The sequence below is a fragment of the Actinosynnema pretiosum genome, from assembly GCF_002354875.1.
GTDB classification, from domain to species: Bacteria; Actinomycetota; Actinomycetes; order Mycobacteriales; family Pseudonocardiaceae; genus Actinosynnema; species Actinosynnema auranticum.
In genome coordinates this window covers 5,612,234-5,631,061 of the sequence record NZ_CP023445.1, presented here as the reverse complement: position 1 = coordinate 5,631,061, position 18,828 = coordinate 5,612,234, and the positions used below count along the sequence as shown (strand labels likewise).

Below are 18,828 nucleotides of genomic sequence, written 5' to 3'. Positions count from 1 at the left end.
TCCCGGTGCCGTCCTGATCAGGTCGGGGGGTGGGGGAGGGGTGCGAAATACCCTCGTTCGGATTACTTTTTCTGTCCTGCGGACGGGTGCTCCACGCGGTAGGCGGAACCGTGCCGGACCACGTGGCCCGCCGTGGGCGGGGCGAAGTGCGTGCCCAGCAGCAGGGTCCCGGTCCCGGCCAGCCGCTCCAGCAGGGCCCGTCGGGTCGCCCTGGCCCGCGCGGGGTCGACGTCCACGCAGGCGGTCAGGTCCGGGCGGGCGAGCTGCACCGGGTGGTGCAGGCAGTCGCCGGTGATCAGGGCCCGCCCGCCTGCCAGTTCCACCGCGACGTGGCCGGGGGTGTGGCCGGGCGTCGGGAGCAGGCGCACGCCGGGGGCGACCTCCAGCCCGCCCTCGGGCACGTCCACCGGCTCCAGCAGGCCCGCCCGCTCCACCGGGGCCACCGAGTCGCGGAACACCTGCGCCCGCGCCCCGTCCATCGGGGAGTCCGCCCAGAAGTCCCGCTCGACGCGGGAGGTGACGTGCCGGGCGTTCGGGAAGGTCGGGACCCACTTTCTGGCGACGCGGCGGGTGTTCCAGCCGACGTGGTCGGTGTGCAGGTGGGTGAGCACGACGAGGTCGACGGACTCGGGCGGGAAGCCCGCGGCGGCGAGCCGGTCGGGGTAGTCGGTGCGCAGGTCGTGCCAGGCCGGGTTGGCGCGCGGCTTGCCGTTGCCGATCCCGGTGTCCACGAGCACCCGCAGCCCGCCCGCCTCGAACGCGAAGCTGTGGCTGTCCAGGCGCAGGGTCCCGGCCGTGGTGGCGTGGTGGGGGAGCAGCCAGTCGGACGCGGCGACCACGTCCGGGGTGGCGTCGGGCAGCAGCCACGCGCCGGTGGCCGGGGGGAGGGGGATCTCGTCCACGCGGTGGACGGCGATGTCGCCGACGTTCCACGAGCTGGGGTGCACTGGCGGCCTCCGGGGCTTTAAAAGCTATGGGTTTGCGTTAACGGCACGGTAGGTCCTACGGTGCGCTTAACGCAAACCCATAGCTTTTACTGCCCCTTGGGAGGCCGTGGTGCCCGCAGAGTCGACCCCGTCCGAGACCGCCCGCCTGGCCGCCCGCGCCGGGCTCCCGCTGCCCGCCGGGCGCCACGCGACCGTCGCGGTCACGGCCGGTCACATCCACGGCGTCATCACCCGGTTGCGCGAACTGGACTTCGGCGACACGCCCGTGGACGTCCCCGCGCCGGTCCCGCCGCCCGAGCCCGTGCCGGTCGGCTGCGCGCCCCGGCCCACCCCGACCCACCCGCACGAGCTGACCCTGGCCGAGGCCGCCCGCGAGATCGGCGCGCGCAGGCTCTCCCCGGTCGAGCTGGTCGACGCCGTCCTGCGCCGGATCGAGCGGGTCGCCGACCTGAACGCCTACGCCGAGGTCCTCGCCGACCGCGCCCGCGCCGCCGCCCGCGCCGCCGAGCGGGACATCGCCGCAGGTCGACGCCGGGGGCCGTTGCACGGGGTCCCGTTCGCGCTCAAGGACCTGGCCGACGTCGCCGGGACGCCCACCGGCGCCGGGTCCCGCGTCCGGGACGGCCACCGCGCGAGCGCCGACAGCGCCGTGGCCGAGCGGCTGGCCGGGGCGGGCGCGGTCCTGGTCGGCAAGGCGCACACCCACGAGTTCGCCTACGGCCTGATCACCCCGCAGACCGCCAACGCCCGGCGGCGGGACCGCGTCGCGGGCGGGTCCAGCGGCGGCTCGGCGGTGGCCGTCGCGGCGGGCGCGGCGACGTTCGCCCTGGGCACCGACACCGGCGGCTCGATCCGCGTGCCCGCCGCGCTGAACGGCGTCGTCGGCCTGAAGCCCACCTACGACCTGGTGCCGCGCCGGGGCGTGACCTCCCTGTCGTGGACCCTGGACCACGTCGGCCCGATCACCCGGACCGCCCAGGACGCCGCGCTGGTCCTGGCCGCGCTGACCGGGCAGCGGCCCGCCAAAAACAATGGCCCCGCGGACCTGGCGGGACTGCGCGTGGGCGTGCCGGGCAACCACTACTTCGACCGGGTGACCGCGGACGTGGAGGCCGCGGTCCGGGCGGCGATCGCCTCCCTGGAGTCGCGCGGCGCGCGCCTGGTGGACGTCGCCATCCCGATGGCGGACTACGTCCACGCCGTCCACTGGGGCCTGATGGTGCCGGAGGCGACCGCGTACCACGAGCGGGCCCTGCGCGAGAGCCCCGAGCGGTACGGGGAGGACGTCCGGGTGCTCCTGGAGGCCGGTGAGCTGGTCGGCGCGGGCGACTACCTGCGCGCCCGCCGCGCCACCACCCTCGTGCGCCGCGCGTGGGCGCAGCTGTGGACCGGGATCGACGTCCTGGCCGCCCCGACCACCCCCACGACGGCCGTCCCGGTCGGGTCGGGCGAGGTGCGGTGGCCGGACGGCGCGGCCGAGACCGTGGCCGACGCGTACGTGCGCCTGTGCGCCCCCGCGAACATCACCGGCGGCCCGGCGGTGACCGTCCCCGTCGGCGTCGACCGGGACGGCCTCCCGATCGGCCTGCAGCTGCTCGCCGCGCCGGGCGCCGACCACCACCTGCTGCGCTGGGCGGCGGCCTGCGAGCGGCGGGTGTGATCGGTCGGGGCGGGACGCGCGTTTTAAGGTGGCGACCGTGGCTCGCAAGCAGATGGTGCGTCCCGGTGGGCGCAGCGCACGGGTCCAGGAGGCGGTGCACGGGGCGGTGCGCGAACTCCTGGAGGAGGTCGGCCGGGAGGCGCTGACCGTGCCGATGGTGGCGCAGCGCGCGGCCGTGACCCCGTCGACCGTGTACCGCAGGTGGGGCGACCTGCGGGAGCTGCTGTCGGACGTGGCCGTGGAGCGCCTGCGCCCGGACGAGGCCCCCGAGGACCGCGGCGGGCTGCGCGCCGACCTGGAGGCGTGGGCGGAGCAGTTCCTGGAGGAGCTGTCCTCCCCGCCGGGCCGCGCGTACCTGCGCGACGCCCTCCTCGGCGACGAGGACGGCGCGAACGCCACCCGCTGCTCCGACTACGCGGCCGACCAGGTGACCCTGATCCTGGACCGGGCGCGCGCCAGGTCCGAGCGGCCCCCTCCGCTGGAGGCCGCGATGGACCACCTGGTCTCCCCGCTGGTCTACCGCATCCTGTTCCGCCCGACGGGGCTGGACGCGGCGTACGCCCGGCGGTTGGTGGCGGAGCTGCTGGGCGGCCCGACCAGGCGGTGACCTGACCGCCGCCGCACCGTGCCGAGGGGGCGCGAACCGGCGGCGGTCGATCAGACGGCCACCTCGGCTCCCGGTCGCGCGGCCAGCCGGTCCAGGTCGTTCAGCAGCGCCGCAACCGGCGACCAGCACATGCCGACGGTGTCGGCGTCCGGGGTGAAGTCCGACTCGAACTGCTTGCGCGGGTGGATGTAGTTGCGGAACTCCCGCACCGGGCGCATGAAGTCCTTGGCGTCGAGCTGGATGAGCCCTCGGCTGTGCGCCGTGTCCAGGAGCAGGGCCAGACCCGCGAAGGACGCCTCCACCCGCTTTCCCCTGTCGTTGGGGAAGCCCGATCGGGCCAGCTCGGGGTACCGGTCGATCAGCACCGAGTAGAGCACCCCCTCGACGAAGCTCCCGATCCCGAAGAGGGCCAGCAGGTACGAGCCGTTCGCCTCGGCGAGCTGGCTCTCCCGCACCCTCGACACCAGCAGTCGGACCAACCGTTCCTCGCTGATCAGCCTGCCCAACCGCTGCTCCACGTCCGCCACGCGCAGCACGACCTTCACCGCTCCGTTCTTCCCCAGCTCGCCGACCACCGGCCTGCCACCCGCGACGCAGACCTCCAGCCCCTCCCGCTCGAGCACCTCGTTGACCGCGCGCCGCACCTCGGAGGCCGCGACCTCGCCGTCCTCGTACTCGATCGGATCGCACAGCCTGCACAGGAACCGCTCGACGTCCGCCCGCTCACCCGACCGCCCGGTCAGCGCGTCGACCAGCCACGGCACCTTGGACGAGCCGTCGTACTCGGGCGGGTCCACCCACCCCGCGTCGCGCAGCAGCGCCTCGACCTCGCGCCCCGTGCGCTGGTACGGGCCGTCCTGGTCGACCGCGATCCTGCAGATCCGCTCCACGCTCTTGGGATCCAGCGGAAACATCATGCCCCCTGACTGTCGGAGCGCTGCTCGGCGCGCGCCAAGGCGTCGCCGATGCGCTGTGCCATCCGGTTGGTGCGCCTGCTGAAGCCGAGTTCGCGGACGGCCTCGCCGATGCGGCTGTCGCGGTCCACCGGCAGCCGGTCGGCCAGCAACCACGAGCACAGCTCGACCAGCTCCCGGTCCCGGTAGTCGTCGATCTTCGTGCGCTTCACGGCCAGGAACCCCGGCCGCTCACCGCGTTCCACTGCCTGGCGCGGGTCGGGCACGCGCGCCGCGGCCCTCGGCTGGTGGGGGACGTCGCGCTCCGCGTCGAGCATGGCCTGCTCCCAGCTCCGCACGATCAGCGCGGTCTGCGCGGCGGGATCGCTGAACCACTCGCTCGCCCACACCCGGTGGAACCGCCAGCCGAGCCGCTCCAGGTGCTCCTGGCGCAGCCGGTCGCGGTTCCGCGCGCTGCCGAGCCGGTGGTACCTGTCCCCGTCCGCCTCGACGGCCAGCACCATCCGGCCCGGCTGGTCCCGGTGCGCGAGCGCGAAGTCGATGCGGTACCCGGCGAACCCCCACTGGGGGCGCACCGGAACACCCGCGCCGACCAAGGCGTCGTGGACGCTCTGCTCGAACCCGTTCAGCGGCGTCTCGAGCCCGCCGCCGACCAGCCCCAGCGAACCCCCGTTCCCCGCGAACTCCAGGTACCGGCGCAGCTGCTCCGCGCCGACGCTCTTCGGCTCCATGTCCAGCGGTGAGAACGAGGTGACCACGTCGACCCGCTTCCGCGCCCGCGTGATCGCGACGTTGAGACGGCGCTCCCCGCCCTGGTGGTTGATCGGGCCGAACGCGGACATGTTCAGCCTGCCGCTGGCCGCCTTCGCGGCGCCGAGGCTGAGCACGATCGCGTCCCGCTCGTCACCCTGCACCTGCTCGATGCTCTTGACGAACAACCGGCGCCCGGCGCTCTGCATCCGCTCGGTGAACCCCGCCAGGTCCTCGTGCTCGGCCGCGGCACGCCGGAGCACGTGCTCGATCCGCTTGGCGTGCGGGTTGCCGAGCGTGATGACCCCGAGCGTGTCCTCGGGAGCGGTGCGGACGTGCGCGAGGACCAGTTCGAGGACCTTCGCCGACTCGGCGGCGGCCGATCCCTCCTTTCCCGGCTCCACCCGGCCGTCCACCTGGTGCAGCGCCAGCGGGCTCTCCTGGCGGCAACCGGGGAACGTGATCAGCTTGCCCCCGTAGAAGGCGTCGTTGGAGAAGGCGATCAGCCGCTCGTCCTGGCTCCGGTAGTGCCACTCCAGCATCCGGTTGTCCGGGATGAAGGTGCTCAGGCAGGAGAGGATGGACTCGAAGTCGCCCAGGTGCGGGGTGCCCGTCCCTTCCTCTTCCTCGTCCTCGTCCGAGTCGCCGCCGTTGAGGTTGGCGCGGAACCACGCGCTCGGCGGCAGCTGCCGCTCGTCCCCGGCGACCACGAGCTGCCTGCCGCGCATGATCGCGGTCATCGAGTCCTGCGGCTCCACCTGACTCGCCTCGTCGAACACGACCAGGTCGAACAGCCGCTCCGCTGGCAGCAGCCTGCTCACCACGATCGGCGACATCGCCCAGCACGGCCGTGCCGCCAGCAGGACGTCCGGAGCCTTGGCGACCAGCTTGCGCAACGGCATGTGGCCGCGCTTGCGCTTCGCCTCGGCCCGGACCACCTCGTTCTGGTCGGGGTGCGCGTCACGGGCAGCGCGCAGCCGTTCGGCCACCTGCCTGCGCACGCGCCGCGCGTTGAGCCGGAAGTGCGATGCGTCCCCCTCCTGGAACTCGGAGACCAGGTGGGAGTGGTGCCGACCGGCGAACCGGCCCAGGTGCGGGACGCGTATCCGGTACTCGTCCAGCAGCGAGCTGAGCCAGGAGAAGTGCAGCGCCCCGCGCGCCAGCTTGGCGTCGGCGTCGCGCTCGACCAGGGCGTCGAGGAGCTGCTCCAGCCCCAGCCCGACCAGCCGCGCGGTCAGCTCGTTCAGCATCGGCACCTGGAAGAGGGTTCCCCGGTCCGCGCGCAGCCGTTCGACCTGCTGGGTCACCTCCTGCTCGGACCACTCCGCCGGTTCGCTCAGCCGGGCGCCCATCGCCACCGCCGCCAGCTGGTCACGGGCCTTGGCGATCTCCGCGACCGCCTCGGCCAGGCCGACGATCTCCTGCGGCGCGCCCCCGTCGGTCGCCAGCTCCCGCCAGTGCTCGCGCTGCGCCAGCGCGGTGCGCAGTCCCGCGTGCAGGGTGCGCCGATCGCACCTGCCCGCCTTGCGCAGGGCACGGGCCTCCTTGCGCACCTGGTGCCGCTGCCACCAGTTCAGCGGTCGGGGGTGGGCGGCGCGCCACCTCCGGTCACCGGTGGCGAAGCAGTGGTCCTCCAGCGCGTCGCCGAACACCTCCTCGGTGAACACCGCCAGCGTCTTCCCGACCTCGCGCAGCAGGTGCAGGACCTGCTCCCAACCCGGCAGGTCCGAGGGACGGCGGAAACCGACCTGACCGATGAGGCGGTGCATCCGGTCCTGCGCCTTCGGCCAGGTCTTCGCGTGCAGCTGGTCCAGCTGCACCACCATGTCCTCCATCTCCTCGTCCGTGCGGATCAGGGAGTGCGACCAGGCCGAATCGCCTCGGCGGAAGCGCAGGCCGTCTGAGTTCACGAAGCGCACCAGGGCTTCCTCGGCCTGCCCCAGCACCTCACCGCTCAGCGCCCGCAGCACCGCCCTGTGGAAGCGCACCGGGTTGTCGTTCTCCGGGCCCAGCGCCAGCAACCGCTCGTAGAGCGAGAACGCCGTGACGCCCCACGGCTCGACCGGCTCGTGCAGCGCCTTGTCGTGCTCGAGCAGGTCGTCGCGCTGCCCGCTCAACCGCCTGTGCAGGCCCTCGTCGTCCACGGGTGGTTCCTTGCTCGCCCGCTCCAGCGACTCGGAGACCTGCTGGGCGATCTGCCGCTTGTCCAGCCGCTGCTGGTGCAGGTCGAACACCAGGTGCCCGAGGTCGACCTGCTCCAGGCGGCTGGTGACCGCCTCGATCGCGGCCCGCTTCTCCGCGACGAACAGGACGCGCCACCCCTTGGCCGAGGCCGCCGCGACGATGTTCGCGATCGTCTGGCTCTTGCCGGTCCCCGGAGGACCCTGGACCACGACGTGCTGCCCGCCCAGCACCGCGTTGACCGCGTGCTGCTGGGACGAGTCCGCGTCCAGCACCAGGAACTCGTCCCGGACGGCGACCGCGTCCGGCCCGACCGGGTGGTGACCGCCCGCCGTGTCGCGGAGCAGGCGCTTCGCGGGCTCGTGCCCCGCCGCCGCGGCGATGACGTCGTGGGCCGCGAGCAGCTCCGCGCACTCCTTGAGCTCCCGCACCACGGGCAGCTTGTCGAAGCTGAACGTGCTCGCGAACAGCCGGTCCTCGAACTCGGCGGCGCGCCCGTGCCTGGTCACCAGGGAGCTCAGCGCATCGTGCACGAGTCCGGCGTGCGCCCGACGGTCCTCGTTCTCCGCGAGCACGTCGTTCAGGTGGTCGGTGAGCTGCTCGACGTCGAGGTCGACGCCGTGCTGCCGGTTGAGCGCGTACAGCAGCACGGGGTTGACCTCGGGCGCGCCCACCAGTTGGAGGACGTAGTCGGTCTCCGCCGCGGTGCGGGGCGTGATCGTGAGCGGCTGGAGGACCAGGGGCGCCCGCAAGGGCTTGACCGGGGCCGTTCCCTTCGTGGACGTCGGTTCCAGCAGGAACAGGCCGTGGGCGAGCTTGCCCAGGTCGATGCCCTGCTCCTCCTGGAAGGTCAGCATCCTTCGCCGCAGGTTGCGTGCGCGCTGGCAGGCGGACGCGTGCGCCGCGCCGTCCACCAGCGAGTCCAGTCTGGTCCTGCGCCCGGACAGCAACTGTTCCACGCCTTCAGGGCTGCCTCCCACGAGGTCGAGGCTCCACGCCTTGCTGTCGCGGTAGTGCAGGAGTGTGTTGTTCGGCCCGAAGTCCACCAGGTCGTCGGCCCAGGACTCGGCCTTGGCCCGGACGAGCGCGATCCGGGCGTGGTCGTTTTCCATCGCCACCTGCTCTTCCCCCTTCGAACGCTGCGATCGGCACGGGTGCCGAGCTCGCAGAGCGCTGGCGAGCCAATGAGTCTGCTTGAGGTTTTCTTGGCAGGTCAGCACCCCATTCGGGGGTATTTTTCACACTTTCGAGAAATCTTTTCTCACTGAGGTGGAGAAACGAAAACGGTGCGTCACCGAGTGTTGGAGTCAACGCTGAAATGCGGTTTATTCGGAAATGGGCACACCGGTTTAGTCGGGTCCATCCCTGAGCTCTCCGCCCGAACACGCCTGCTGAACGCTGCAGCCGCGCTCCTCGCCGCCTCCACTCGCGAGGCCGTGTCCACGCGTGAGGTGTGCGAGGCCGCCGGGGTCAAGCCGTCCACGCTGTACCACCACTTCGGGGACAAGGGCGGGTTGTTGCTCGCCGTCGTCGTCGACGGGTTCGAGCGGTACCTCGCCGACAAGCGCGCGCTGCCGCCCACCGGTGACGTGGTCACCGACTTCCGGTAGGGGGGACCGGCACATCGGGTTCGCCACCGCCAACCCAGCCCTCTGCAACGTCATGTACGGCCGCCCGCTCGCGAGCTCCGAGCACGCCGCCGCCAGGGCGCGCGCCGACCTCGTCGCGATGCTCCAAGCCCTTCACGACACCGGGCGGCTGCGGCTGCCCGTCGACGTCGCCGCCTCCACCCGCGAGGCCGCCGCCGTCGGGGTCGCGCTGCACCTCATCCGCACCGGCGCGCCCTTGGGCGACCCGGCCGTCGTCGTGGTGCCCGAGGCCGTGGCCGGCGCGCTGCTCGGGCCCGTGCGCGCCTGCGCCGACGCGCCGGTCGGCCCCGGCCTGACCGACACCGCCGCGCGGCTGCGCGACGCCCTGCCCGTCGGGACCTTGCGGGCCTCCGAGGCCGCGCTGTTGCGCGACTGGCTCGGGGATCTCGTCTCCGCGCCGACCACCGCGTCTGCAGGAGAAGCCCGATGACCGCCCAGATCGACGCAGCCCAGTCCTCAGCCGCCCCCGCCTGCGCGACCACACCTCGGCCACCGCGCCGCGCACCGTGCCCGGTCGCCCGTCGGACACGCTCAGCGCCGCCGTCGCCAGGCGCCCGCCCGGCAGCAGCGGTTCCGCCGGGTGCCCCACTGAGTTGGCGCGCAGCGCGGGCTCGACCATCCGGTGCGAGAAGTCCGGGAACGCCTTGTCCAGGGTGGAGATCTGGGGCGCCTCCTCGGTGTCGAAGTGCTTGTGCGCCCCGGACCTATCCGCCACCAGCTCCTCGGCGAGCCGCCCGGTGGTGATCCCGTCCAGCCCCTCCCAGGTGCGATTTCGGCGGCGCGCCCCAGGACGCTCCCCGGTCCTGTGCCCGGCCCCGACCACGGTGACGACGTGGACAACACCACGGTTTGCTGGCCGGGCGCGAGCTGCGTCACCACGGACTCGCCGCGCACCGCGGACACCTGGTCCGAGCACGACCTGGGCCCGTTCCTGGTCACCGCCGTCCCGGCCGTAGACGAGCTTCGGCGACCCGCGGCTGAACCGGGTCGTGGAGGGCGAGAGGCAGTGGGGCTGCCACGGCGGAGGCGCCGCGTTCCACGGCCACCGGTGGCTGGTGGCCCGCCGGTTCGCCCCGGTCGACGCCGCGTTCCCCCGGTGAACGGCGCGGTGCTCGACGCCCCGCGCCGCCGGGGAACGCGTGCACGTGCTGCCGCTGGGGAGCGGTCGGACCTGGCCGGATGAGGCCCGCGGCGCGGGTCAGTCGGCGCGCGTCCCCACCCCGAGCACGGCGGAGAAGTCGACCTCCCTCACCCCGCGCCCGGCCAGCTCCGCCAGCAGCCCCACCCGGACCCGCTCGACCCCGGCCGCGTCCAGGCCGTCCAGCGAGCTGCGGAAACCGCTGCCCAGCACCAGGTTCCACGCCAGCTCGTCGCTCACCGGCTCGCGCAGTTCGCGCGTCCGGACCCGCACGTCGGCGCACCCGACCGACCACAGCCAGGTCCCGAGCGAGTCCTCGGTGTTGATCCGCCCCGCCTCCGACCGCTGCGGCGCCTGCCCCCGCGCGCCGGGCCCGTCCGCGACCCGCGCCACCACGTCCCGGTAGGCCGCCCCGAACTCCTCCAGCGCGCCGGAGCGCCACACCGCCACCACGAACCGCCCGCCCGGCCGCAGCAGCCGGACCAGCCCGCGCGCCGCGTCGTCCATGTCCGGCAGGAAGAACACCCCGAACGCGCACTGCACCAGGTCGTACCCGCCGTCGCGCCCCGGCCACGCGGTCACGTCCGCCTGCGCGAACCGGACGTTCCCCAGCCCGGCCGCGCGCCGCCGCCCGACGCCGAGCAGCTCGGGGGAGAGGTCGACCGCGTCCACCGACCCGCCCGGCCCCACCGCGCGCGCCGCGGGCACCGCCGAGGACCCGATCCCGCAGCACGCGTCGAGCACGTGCTCGCCGGGCGCGGGCTCGCCCAGGTCCACCACCGCCCGGCCGAGCCGGTCCCACACCACCGGCGCCAGCGCGGTGAACTCGTCCCGCGTCGCGTCGAAGACCTCCCGCAACCCCATGCGCCACCCCTCCCGACCGGCCCGGCGTCCCCGAGTGTCCGGCCGGCGCGCCGACCCGGCCACTCGTATTCGTTGCTCCGCATGGGTTTCCGGGCTGGGACGTCGCCCGACCGTGCTACTTTCCTGCCAATGAAAATCACTACCAAAAGAGCGGGGAGAGGGCGCTCCCCGGTCGCCGCCGCCGTCCTGCTCGCGCTGGCCCTGCTCGGCTCCACCATCGCCGCCATCAGCCTCGGCTCCGCGACGATCCCCTTCGGCGACACCACCCGCTACCTCTGGGCCGCGCTGACCGGCGGCAGCCTCCCCGCCGCCGACCTGACGCCCTACCAGATCGTCTGGCAGGTCCGGACCCCGCGCGTCCTGCTCGCCGCCGTCGTCGGCGCGGGCCTGAGCAGCGTCGGCGTCGCCGTGCAGGCCATGGTGCGCAACGCGCTCGCCGACCCGTTCATCCTCGGCGTCTCCTCCGGCGCCTCGGTGGGCGCCGTCGCCGTCACCGTCACCGGCGCCCTCTCCGCCCTCGGCATCTACGCCGTGTCGGCGGGCGCTTTCCTCGGCGCCCTCACCGCCACCGCCCTGGTCCACCTCGCCTCCCGCACCGCCGCGGGCGTCACCCCGCTGCGCCTGGTGCTCACCGGCGTCGCGCTCGCCTTCGGCTTCGAGGCCCTGATGAGCGTCATCGTCTACTTCACCCCGGACAGCGAGGCCACCAGCACCGTCCTGTACTGGACGATGGGCAGCTTCGGCGCCGCCACCTGGGGCGCGCTGCCGGTCGTCGCCGTCGTCGTCCTCGGCGCGCTGGTCGTGCTGCACCGGATGAGCCGCGCGCTGGACGTGCTCTCCTTCGGCGACGAGAGCGCCGCCTCCCTCGGCGTCGACGCGGACCGCGTCCGCACCCGCCTGTTCGCGATCACCGCGCTGGCCACCGGCGCGATGGTCGCCACCAGCGGGGCCATCGGCTTCGTCGGCCTGGTCGTCCCGCACCTGGTGCGCATCGCGATCGGCGCGGGCCACTCCAGGGTGCTGCTGATCGCCCCGCTGCTCGGCGCGGTCTTCATGGTCTGGGTCGACCTGGCCTCCCGCGTCCTCGTCGCCCCGCGCGAACTGCCCCTCGGCGTGCTCACCGCGCTCATCGGCGTCCCGGTGTTCCTCGCGCTGATGCGCCGCCGCGGCTACCTGTTCGGGGGGCGGTGACCGTGGACCTGGGCGTCGAGTCCCTCACCGTCGAGCTGTCCGGCCGCGCCATCGTCGACGCGATCACCTTCGACGTCGAACCGGGGACCGTCGTGGGTCTGGTGGGCCCCAACGGTTCCGGCAAGTCCACCGTGCTGCGCTGCGTCTACCGGGCGCTGCGCCCCACCCGCGGCGTCGTGCGCGTCGGCGGCGCGGACCTGGACGCCCTGTCCGCCCGCGACCGCGCCCGGCGGATCGGCGCGCTCACCCAGAACAGCACCGGCGAGCTCGACTTCACCACCGAGGAGGTCGTGGCGCTGGGCCGGTCCCCGCACCTGCGCGGCAACGCCCCGCTCACCGCCGCCGACCGCGCGCTGTGCGACGAGGCCATGCGGCAGGTCGGCGTCGAGCACCTGCGCGGGCGCGGGGTGCTGTCGCTGTCCGGCGGCGAGTGGCAGCGCGTCCTCATCGCCAGGGCCCTGGCGCAGCAGCCCGAGGTGCTGGTGCTGGACGAGCCCACCAACCACCTCGACCTGCGCCACCAGCTCGACCTGCTGCGGCTGCTGCGCTCCAGCGGCCTGACGGTCCTGGTGGTGCTGCACGACCTCAACCTCGCCGCCGCCGCGTGCGACCGCCTCTGCGTGCTCTCGCGCGGCGAGCTGGTCGCCTCCGGGACACCCGCCGAGGTGCTCACGGAGTCGTTGCTGGCCACCGTGTTCGGCGTCCGGGCCGCGATCGTCGAGCACCCCGTCGACCGCGTCCCGCAAGTGCTCCACTCGCTCTCCCACCACCCCGGAGGAACCCCATGAGCGCCCCCAGAGCCCTCCCCGTCGCGCTCGCCGCGCTGCTGCTGTCCGGCTGCGGCGCGCAGGTCGAGCAGCGGGGCGGGGAGGCGGCCACCGCCACCGTCGACCGCTGCGGCGAGCAGGTCGAGTACCGCGTGCCGCAGCGGGCCGTCGCCTACGAGGGCGGCAGCGCGGACAAGCTGTTCGCCCTCGGCCTGACCGAGCACGTCCACGGCTACGTCATGCCCCCGGCCAACCCGCCGGTCACCGAGTCGCCGTGGGCGGCCGAGTACGCGAAGGTCGAGTTCCTCAGCGACGACCTGCTCAACCGCGAGCTGGTCGTGGACGCCAAGGCCGACCTGGTGGTCGCGGGCTGGAACTCCGGGTTCAGCGACCAGCGCGGCATCACCCCGGAGATCCTGGACGGCCTGGGCGTCCAGAGCTTCATGCACACCGAGTCCTGCTTCAACTACCCCGGTTTCCCCGAGCGCAAGACCCCGTTCGAGGCGCTCTACACCGACCTCGAACGCCTGGGGAAGATCTTCCACGTCGAGGACCGGGCCACCGAGGTCGTCGACGGGCTCAGGAAGCGGGTGGACGCCGTGCGCGCCGCGACCCCGCGGGGCGAGCCGGTCCCGGTGTTCCTCTACGACTCCGGCGTCGACCAGCCGTTCACCGCGGGGGCCCAGGTGCCGCCCACCGAGATCATCTCCTTCGCGGGCGGGCGCAACATCTTCGCCGACGTGGACGCCCGCTGGACCAAGGTCGGCTGGGAGGCCGTGGTCGAGCGGCAGCCCGAGGTGATCGTGATCCTGGACTACGGCGACAAGCCCGCCCAGGAGAAGATCGACTTCCTGAGGTCCTCGCCCACCACCGCGACGCTGCCCGCCGTGGTGAACAACCGCTTCCACGTCCTGGACTACAACGAGGGCATCAGCGGGCCGCGCAACGTCGACGGCCTGGAGGGCTTCGCCGAGTACCTGAGGACCGTGCCGCGCGGCTGACCGCCGATCCGGGAACGGCCCGCGCGCCGGAGGAGGCCCCTCCGGCGCGCGGCGCGCTCAGGCGTGCGTCGCGGGCGCGGGGGCCCGCTTCCACTCCATCCGGCACCACGGCAGCGCCAGCTCGTCCGTGCTGGACACCTGCTGCGGCGCGAGGGTTTCCACCGCCGCGGCCTCGCGGTGCCTGGCGAACACCGACTCGGCGTACCGGTGCCCGGTGTCCGCCGCGACGAACACCGCCGTGCGGTGCGGGTTCAGCTCCCGCTCCCACCGCGCCGCCAGGTACCCGGCCCCGGTGGACAGCCCGGCGAACACCGCGTGCCGCCGCAGCAGGTCCACCGACCCGGCCAGCGCCGAGTCGAACGAGCACCAGTGCACCACGTCGTACAGCTCGTGCGCGACGTTCCCGAACACGATCGAACTCCCGATCCCGGCGATGATGATCTCCGGGTCGACCACGTGCTCGCTGCCGAAGGTGATGCTCCCGAACGGTTGCACGCCGACGAGCTCGGTGTCCGGCCGGAGCTGCCGCAGGTAGGTCGCGAGCGCCCCGGTGGACGCCCCCGAGCCGACCCCGCCGACCAGCGACACCCCGCCGCCGACCTCGGCGGCGATCTGCTCGGCCACCACCCGGTACCCCAGGTAGTGCACGTCGTCGTGGTACTGCCGCATCCAGTGGTACTCGGGGTGCTCGTCCAGGACCTCCCGCACCCGCCGGACCCGGCGGTCCTGGTCCAGCTTCAGGTTCCGCGACGGCGGCATCTGCTCCAGCTCCGCACCGAGGACCGCGAGCTGCGCGCGCAGCACCGAGTCGACCGTGGTGGAGCCGATGATCAGGCACCGCAGGCCGAACCGGTGGCAGGCCAGCGCGAGCGCGTACGCGTAGATCCCGCTGGAGCTGTCCACCAGCGTGTCACCGGGGCGGATCACCCCGCGCGCCAGCAGGTCCTCCACGGCGGCGAGCGCCGAGACGACCTTCATCGTCTCGAAGCGCACGCAGACGAGTCCGTCCTCCAGGCTGATCAGATCGGGTCGGGCGATGGCGGACGCGACGTGGTCGTGCACGGTTCTCCTCCGCTTGATCGTTCGGCTCTGCTCGCCGGTCAGCTCCCCGGCGCGTCGAACACCCCGGTGACCGGGATCCCGTCGCGCGCCAACAACCGCGCGCACTCGGCGGCGCGGGTCCGGGAGCCGGCCCGGTCCGCGCGGAACAGCACACCGGCGACGTTGCCGCTGTGCGCGACCTGCACGCCGACCGCCCCGGCCTCCTCGGCCGCGCCGAGCAGGTCCGGCAGCTCGGCCTTGGGCAGCCTGCGCTGGTTCAGCAGCGCGCTGCGGGTGCACACCCGGCCCAGCAGCACCGGGTCGCCCAGCCGCACCGCCCGCCGGACCTCCTCGCGCAGCGAGGCGAACTCCGCCACCTCGTCGTCGGAGTAGTCGTCGACCGGCAGCGCCGCCGTGTCCACCGCCGCGCCGCCCCCGGTCAGGCAGCCCAGCACCACCAGCGGCGGCAACCGCTCGCCCAGCACCTCGATCACCGCGCCCTCCCGCTGCGCGAACAGCACCGGCCGCGCGTCCAGCATGAGCGGGTCGCTGGCCGACTCGACGCCGACCGCGATGCCCGCGACCTCCTGCGGCCCCAACGAGATCCGGTAGGCGTCGGCGACCGCGCGCACCGCCGCGATGAGGTCGCTGGTGGACGAGCCCATGCCCAACCCCACCGGGACCCCGCCGGACAGCAGCACCCGGCCGCCCACCACCGCGCGCCCGGTCAGCCTGGCGCACACCCGCACCGCCGTCTCCGCCGCCAGCGCGGTGTTCACCCGGTCCTCCGGGACCACGCGCACCTCGCCGGGCCGCAGCGCCGGGTCGGGCCGGAACTCGGCGCGGGTGCGCGGCTCGTCCAACCGCAGCGTGACCAGGCCGTTGCGCCGCGCGCCCGCCGGGTCGGCGAAGCAGCCCTGCAGGAGCTCGCCGTGGTGGCTGGGCGCGTGACCGGTTCCGCGCGCCCGCACGTCCGGCCGGGAGCTGTCGAGCACGGGCCTCCTCGGCTCGGACGCGGGGCGCGCGGGTGTTCGGCTCATCGGGACGACCTCATCCGGACAGTCTCGCCCGGTAGCGGTAGAGCCGGGTCGGTTCCGCGCTGAACTGCGAGAAGGGGAACGGCTCCGCGGACAGCGCGGTCACCCCGGCGCCGAGGAAGTGCCTGGCCACGGCGCTGCCGGTCTGCGCGTACACCACCAGCGGCACGCCGCGCTCCCGGCAGGAGGCCAGGATCACGTCGAAGCTGCCGTTGCTCAGCGTCATGCCGGTGGCCACGACCGCGTCCGCGACCGGCAGCACGTTGTGCATCGAGCGCGTGACCGGGTCGCCCCACTGCGTGGTGGTGAGGTTCAGATCGCACGGCAGGCACTCCGCGCCGCGCGCCCGGATCGCGGCGACCAGCGGGTTGACCACGCCGATCAGCGCGACCTTCGCGCCCGCGGGCAGGTCGAGCAGGCCCGCGATGGCGGCGTCCCTGGCGACCGCCCTGACCTCCGGCGTCCCGGCGGGCAGCTCGACCGGCTCGGCGTGCTCCGCCTCGTGGTGCGGGGCGGTGGTGGCCAGGTAGGCGTCCAGGGCGGCGATCCGCAGCGGCAACCGCTCGTCGCGCAGCAGCTCCTCCAGCGGCTGCCCGGACAGCTCCGCGCACACCTCCGGCGTCAGCTCCCCGGCCTCGAACGCGCAGGCACCGAACGCCGCGCCGACCCGCGCGAGCAAGTACTGGTTGCGGTAGGTGACGTTCCCGCCCGCGAGGCGGGTGCCGTGGTGGGCCCAGAACACGCTGGTGGCCACGACGTCCGCCGGGTCGGGGCCGAGGCGGCCCGCGAGCACGTCGGCGATCAGCCCGTCCACGGCGCCGCTCACGCGGTCACCGCCTCGGTGAAGCGGAAGACGTGGGTGACGACCCCGTCCTCCCAGTCGTGCCGGTGCTCCAGCGCGGGGGACAGTCCGATGTGGACGGCGTGCGACACGATCGCCTTGAGGTCGGCGGTGTTCGACAGCGCGACGTACACCCGGCCGCCCTCGGCGAGCAGGTCCCGCCGCACGAGCTGGTCGAAGAACCGGGTGACGATCACCGCGCCCTCGCACACGTTCCGCACCACGTCGGGGTCGTCGCTGACCCGCTGGCTCACGGCGGGCGGGTTGAACGTGACCACGTCCAGCCGCTCGCCCTCGGGCACCGGGTCGAACAGGTCGCCGACGCCGGGGACGAGCTCGCCGCCCGTGGTGGCGAACTCGGCGAAGTGCCCGGCCGCGCACTCGACGCTGGGCGCGTGCACGTCCAGCGCGTAGACCTTGGCCGCTCCCGCGACCCCGGCCGCGACGGCCTCGACGCCGAGCCCGACGCCCATGGCGGCGTACACCAGGCCCCGCACGGCGATCCGGCCGTCCAGCAGCCGCTCGTGGACCATGCGGCTGGTGGCGCCGGGGGTGAACACGCCGGGCGGCACCCGGAAGGTCCAGCCGTTCCACTCGTACGACCGAGTCGAGCCGATGTCCTCCTTCGGCGTGTTGATGCGGACGATGTGCTCGGCGGGGAGGAGGTCGGGCAGTTCAGCGATCAACGGGTGGCCGGGCGAGGTCGTGTTCACTCGTTCTCCTGCGCTTCGCCTGCGGAGGACGGCCCTCCGCGCCCCGCCAAGGTATGCAATGAAAATCATTTTCTTCTACCCCCATTCGTGTCAACCGCGTCCGGGTTCGGCGACGGGGTGTGATCGGGGTTCGGCTTCACGTCGGGTCGATGTGAGAACGACAACGGTTTTCACTACCCTGGTGCGGACCCCGATGTCCCCACCCCTCAGCGAGGAGCGGTCGCGATGCCCCCCACCACCGAAGAACTGCGAGGGGACGCCCCGCCCCGCGGTCCGCTGCTGCTCGACCCCGCCTTCCTGAGGCTGTGGTGCGGCGCCACGGCGTCCGGCCTGGCCACCTGGAGCCTGCCGTTCGTGCTGGGCCTCGCGGTCCTGGAGCGCTCGATCACCCCGACCGTCCTCGGGCTGGTGCTCGCCGCCCGCACGGTCGGCTTCCTGCTCGCCGTGCCCGCGGCGGGCGTGCTGGCCGACCGGTACTCGCGCCGCGCCGTCGTGCTCTGGGCCGGACTGGCGGCGGCCGTGGCCGCGCCGGTGATCGCCTACGGGCTCGGCCGCTCCACGCTCGTCATGGCGGTGGCCGCGCTCGTCGCGGGCGCGGGCCAGGGCGCGTGCCGGCCGGCGTTCCAGGCGCTCACCGCCGAGGTGGTCCTGGCCGCCGACCGCAGGCGGGCCAACGCGGCGATGACCGTGGCCGTCCGGGTGACCTCGCTGGTCGCGCCGGGGCTCACCGCGCTGCTGGCGACCGTGGCCGGGGTGTGGGCGCTGCTCATCGCCACCGGCGCGCTGTGGCTGGTCGCGGGTCTGCTGCCCCCGGCCGGGAAGCCGTCCGCGCCCACGTCCGGGACCCGCTTCGCGCCCGTGGCGGAGTTCCTGGAGGGCGTGCGCGAGGCGCGGCGGCACCCGTGGTTCCTGGCGGGCCTCGGCGCGCTCACGGCCGTCATCGCCACCGGCTACTCGGCGACCGGCGTGGCGCTGCCGCTGGTGAGCCGGGACGACTACGGCACCGAGTTCGTGCTGGCGGCGGCGACCACCGGCTACACGGTGGGCGCGCTGCTCGGCGGCCTGCTGCTGAGCCGCTGGTCGCCGCGCGCGCCGGGCTGGACCGCGCTGCTGGGCCTCGGCTGCTACGGCCTGGCCCCGCTGAGCCTGGTCGTGCCGACCTCGCCGCTGGTGGTGATCGCGGCGTACGTGGTCGCGGGGGTGGGCATCGAGCTGTTCAACGTCCCGTGGTTCACCGCGACGCAGCACGAGGTGGCGCCGGACAAGCTGGCGCGGGTGTCCTCCTTGGACTTCCTGCTGTCCTACGGCCTCGCCCCGCTGGGGTTGTCGGTGATGGCCCCGCTGATCGAGCACGTGGGCGTGGCGCCGGTGATGGCGGGGTGCGCGGTGATCTGCTTCGCGGCCCCGGCGCTCGCTGCGCTGCACCCGTCGTCGCGCTCGTTCGCCACCGGGAGCGCCGTTCGGGGTTGAGTCCTCGGTGACCGCGCGTAGGGCCGGGAGTGGTTCGCCACCCCGGTCCTTCGCGCT

16 protein-coding genes are annotated in these 18,828 nt (G+C 73.9%); 8 read left to right on the top strand and 8 right to left on the bottom strand.

Annotated elements, in window-relative coordinates; translation table 11 throughout:
• Positions 1-62: 62 nt before the first annotated feature.
• Positions 63-947, bottom strand: coding sequence for an MBL fold metallo-hydrolase (locus CNX65_RS23795; RefSeq protein ID WP_096495755.1), 885 nt, complete (start codon positions 945-947; stop codon positions 63-65).
• 109 nt (positions 948-1,056) lie between these two features.
• On the opposite strand from CNX65_RS23795, the gene CNX65_RS23790 reads away from it, so the two are divergent.
• Complete coding sequence (locus tag CNX65_RS23790; RefSeq protein ID WP_096497963.1) at positions 1,057-2,607, top strand: amidase; 1,551 nt, start codon at positions 1,057-1,059, stop codon at positions 2,605-2,607.
• A gap of 37 nt (positions 2,608-2,644) precedes the next feature.
• Positions 2,645-3,214 (top strand): TetR/AcrR family transcriptional regulator, encoded by a 570-nt coding sequence (locus CNX65_RS23785; protein WP_096497962.1) that lies wholly within the window; start codon positions 2,645-2,647, stop codon positions 3,212-3,214.
• Positions 3,215-3,264: 50 nt separating this feature from the next.
• Here CNX65_RS23785 and CNX65_RS23780 read toward each other — a convergent pair whose 3' ends face one another.
• The gene (locus CNX65_RS23780) at positions 3,265-4,131 is read right to left on the bottom strand and encodes a hypothetical protein (protein WP_232519978.1); all 867 of its coding nucleotides are present in this window, start codon (positions 4,129-4,131) and stop codon (positions 3,265-3,267) included.
• A complete protein-coding gene (locus CNX65_RS23775) occupies positions 4,128-8,171 on the bottom strand; it encodes an AAA domain-containing protein (RefSeq protein WP_157767817.1) in 4,044 nt (1,347 codons plus the stop codon). Before CNX65_RS23775 ends, CNX65_RS23780 begins: the two co-directional genes overlap by 4 nt.
• A gap of 174 nt (positions 8,172-8,345) precedes the next feature.
• Here CNX65_RS23775 and CNX65_RS37975 point away from each other — a divergent pair, with 174 nt between their 5' ends.
• Together CNX65_RS37975 and CNX65_RS35675 are read left to right on the top strand one after the other, a co-directional pair.
• A complete protein-coding gene (locus CNX65_RS37975) occupies positions 8,346-8,669 on the top strand; it encodes a TetR/AcrR family transcriptional regulator (RefSeq protein WP_096495752.1) in 324 nt (107 codons plus the stop codon).
• Between the two features lie 52 nt (positions 8,670-8,721).
• Positions 8,722-9,138: a hypothetical protein gene (locus tag CNX65_RS35675; protein WP_157767815.1), complete on the top strand. Its 417-nt coding sequence runs from the start codon at positions 8,722-8,724 to the stop codon at positions 9,136-9,138.
• A 768-nt stretch (positions 9,139-9,906) separates the two neighbouring features.
• Here the strand turns inward: CNX65_RS35675 and CNX65_RS23760 are convergent.
• Positions 9,907-10,710, bottom strand: coding sequence for a class I SAM-dependent methyltransferase (locus CNX65_RS23760; RefSeq protein ID WP_096495751.1), 804 nt, complete (start codon positions 10,708-10,710; stop codon positions 9,907-9,909).
• A 129-nt stretch (positions 10,711-10,839) separates the two neighbouring features.
• On the opposite strand from CNX65_RS23760, the gene CNX65_RS23755 reads away from it, so the two are divergent.
• From CNX65_RS23755 to CNX65_RS23745, 3 genes are read left to right on the top strand one after another with little or no spacing between them, the layout of a single operon-like run.
• Positions 10,840-11,901: a FecCD family ABC transporter permease gene (locus CNX65_RS23755; RefSeq protein ID WP_096495750.1), complete on the top strand. Its 1,062-nt coding sequence runs from the start codon at positions 10,840-10,842 to the stop codon at positions 11,899-11,901.
• Positions 11,898-12,689: an ABC transporter ATP-binding protein gene (locus CNX65_RS23750; RefSeq protein WP_096495749.1), complete on the top strand. Its 792-nt coding sequence runs from the start codon at positions 11,898-11,900 to the stop codon at positions 12,687-12,689. The genes CNX65_RS23755 and CNX65_RS23750 overlap by 4 nt, the downstream gene beginning before the upstream one ends.
• Complete coding sequence (locus tag CNX65_RS23745; protein WP_096495748.1) at positions 12,686-13,669, top strand: ABC transporter substrate-binding protein; 984 nt, start codon at positions 12,686-12,688, stop codon at positions 13,667-13,669. The genes CNX65_RS23750 and CNX65_RS23745 overlap by 4 nt, the downstream gene beginning before the upstream one ends.
• A 57-nt stretch (positions 13,670-13,726) precedes the next feature.
• Here the strand turns inward: CNX65_RS23745 and CNX65_RS23740 are convergent, their stop codons facing one another.
• Genes CNX65_RS23740 through CNX65_RS23725 form a run of 4 tightly spaced genes read right to left on the bottom strand, consistent with a single transcriptional unit; the run spans position 13,727 to position 17,301 of the window.
• Positions 13,727-14,731 carry a pyridoxal-phosphate dependent enzyme gene (locus tag CNX65_RS23740; RefSeq protein WP_096495747.1) on the bottom strand — a complete coding sequence of 335 codons (1,005 nt, stop codon included), beginning with the start codon at positions 14,729-14,731 and terminating at the stop codon, positions 13,727-13,729.
• A 38-nt stretch (positions 14,732-14,769) separates the two neighbouring features.
• Entirely contained in the window at positions 14,770-15,750 is a 981-nt protein-coding gene (locus tag CNX65_RS23735; RefSeq protein ID WP_218180577.1) for a GHMP family kinase ATP-binding protein, read from the bottom strand.
• 10 nt (positions 15,751-15,760) lie between these two features.
• Positions 15,761-16,573: a Rossmann-like domain-containing protein gene (locus CNX65_RS23730; protein ID WP_096495745.1), complete on the bottom strand. Its 813-nt coding sequence runs from the start codon at positions 16,571-16,573 to the stop codon at positions 15,761-15,763.
• A complete protein-coding gene (locus tag CNX65_RS23725; RefSeq protein ID WP_096495744.1) occupies positions 16,570-17,301 on the bottom strand; it encodes a class I SAM-dependent methyltransferase in 732 nt (243 codons plus the stop codon). The genes CNX65_RS23730 and CNX65_RS23725 overlap by 4 nt, the downstream gene beginning before the upstream one ends.
• Before the next feature lie 225 nt (positions 17,302-17,526).
• Here CNX65_RS23725 and CNX65_RS23720 point away from each other — a divergent pair, with 225 nt between their 5' ends.
• Positions 17,527-18,771: an MFS transporter gene (locus CNX65_RS23720; protein WP_096495743.1), complete on the top strand. Its 1,245-nt coding sequence runs from the start codon at positions 17,527-17,529 to the stop codon at positions 18,769-18,771.
• The last annotated feature ends 57 nt before the right edge of the window (positions 18,772-18,828 follow it).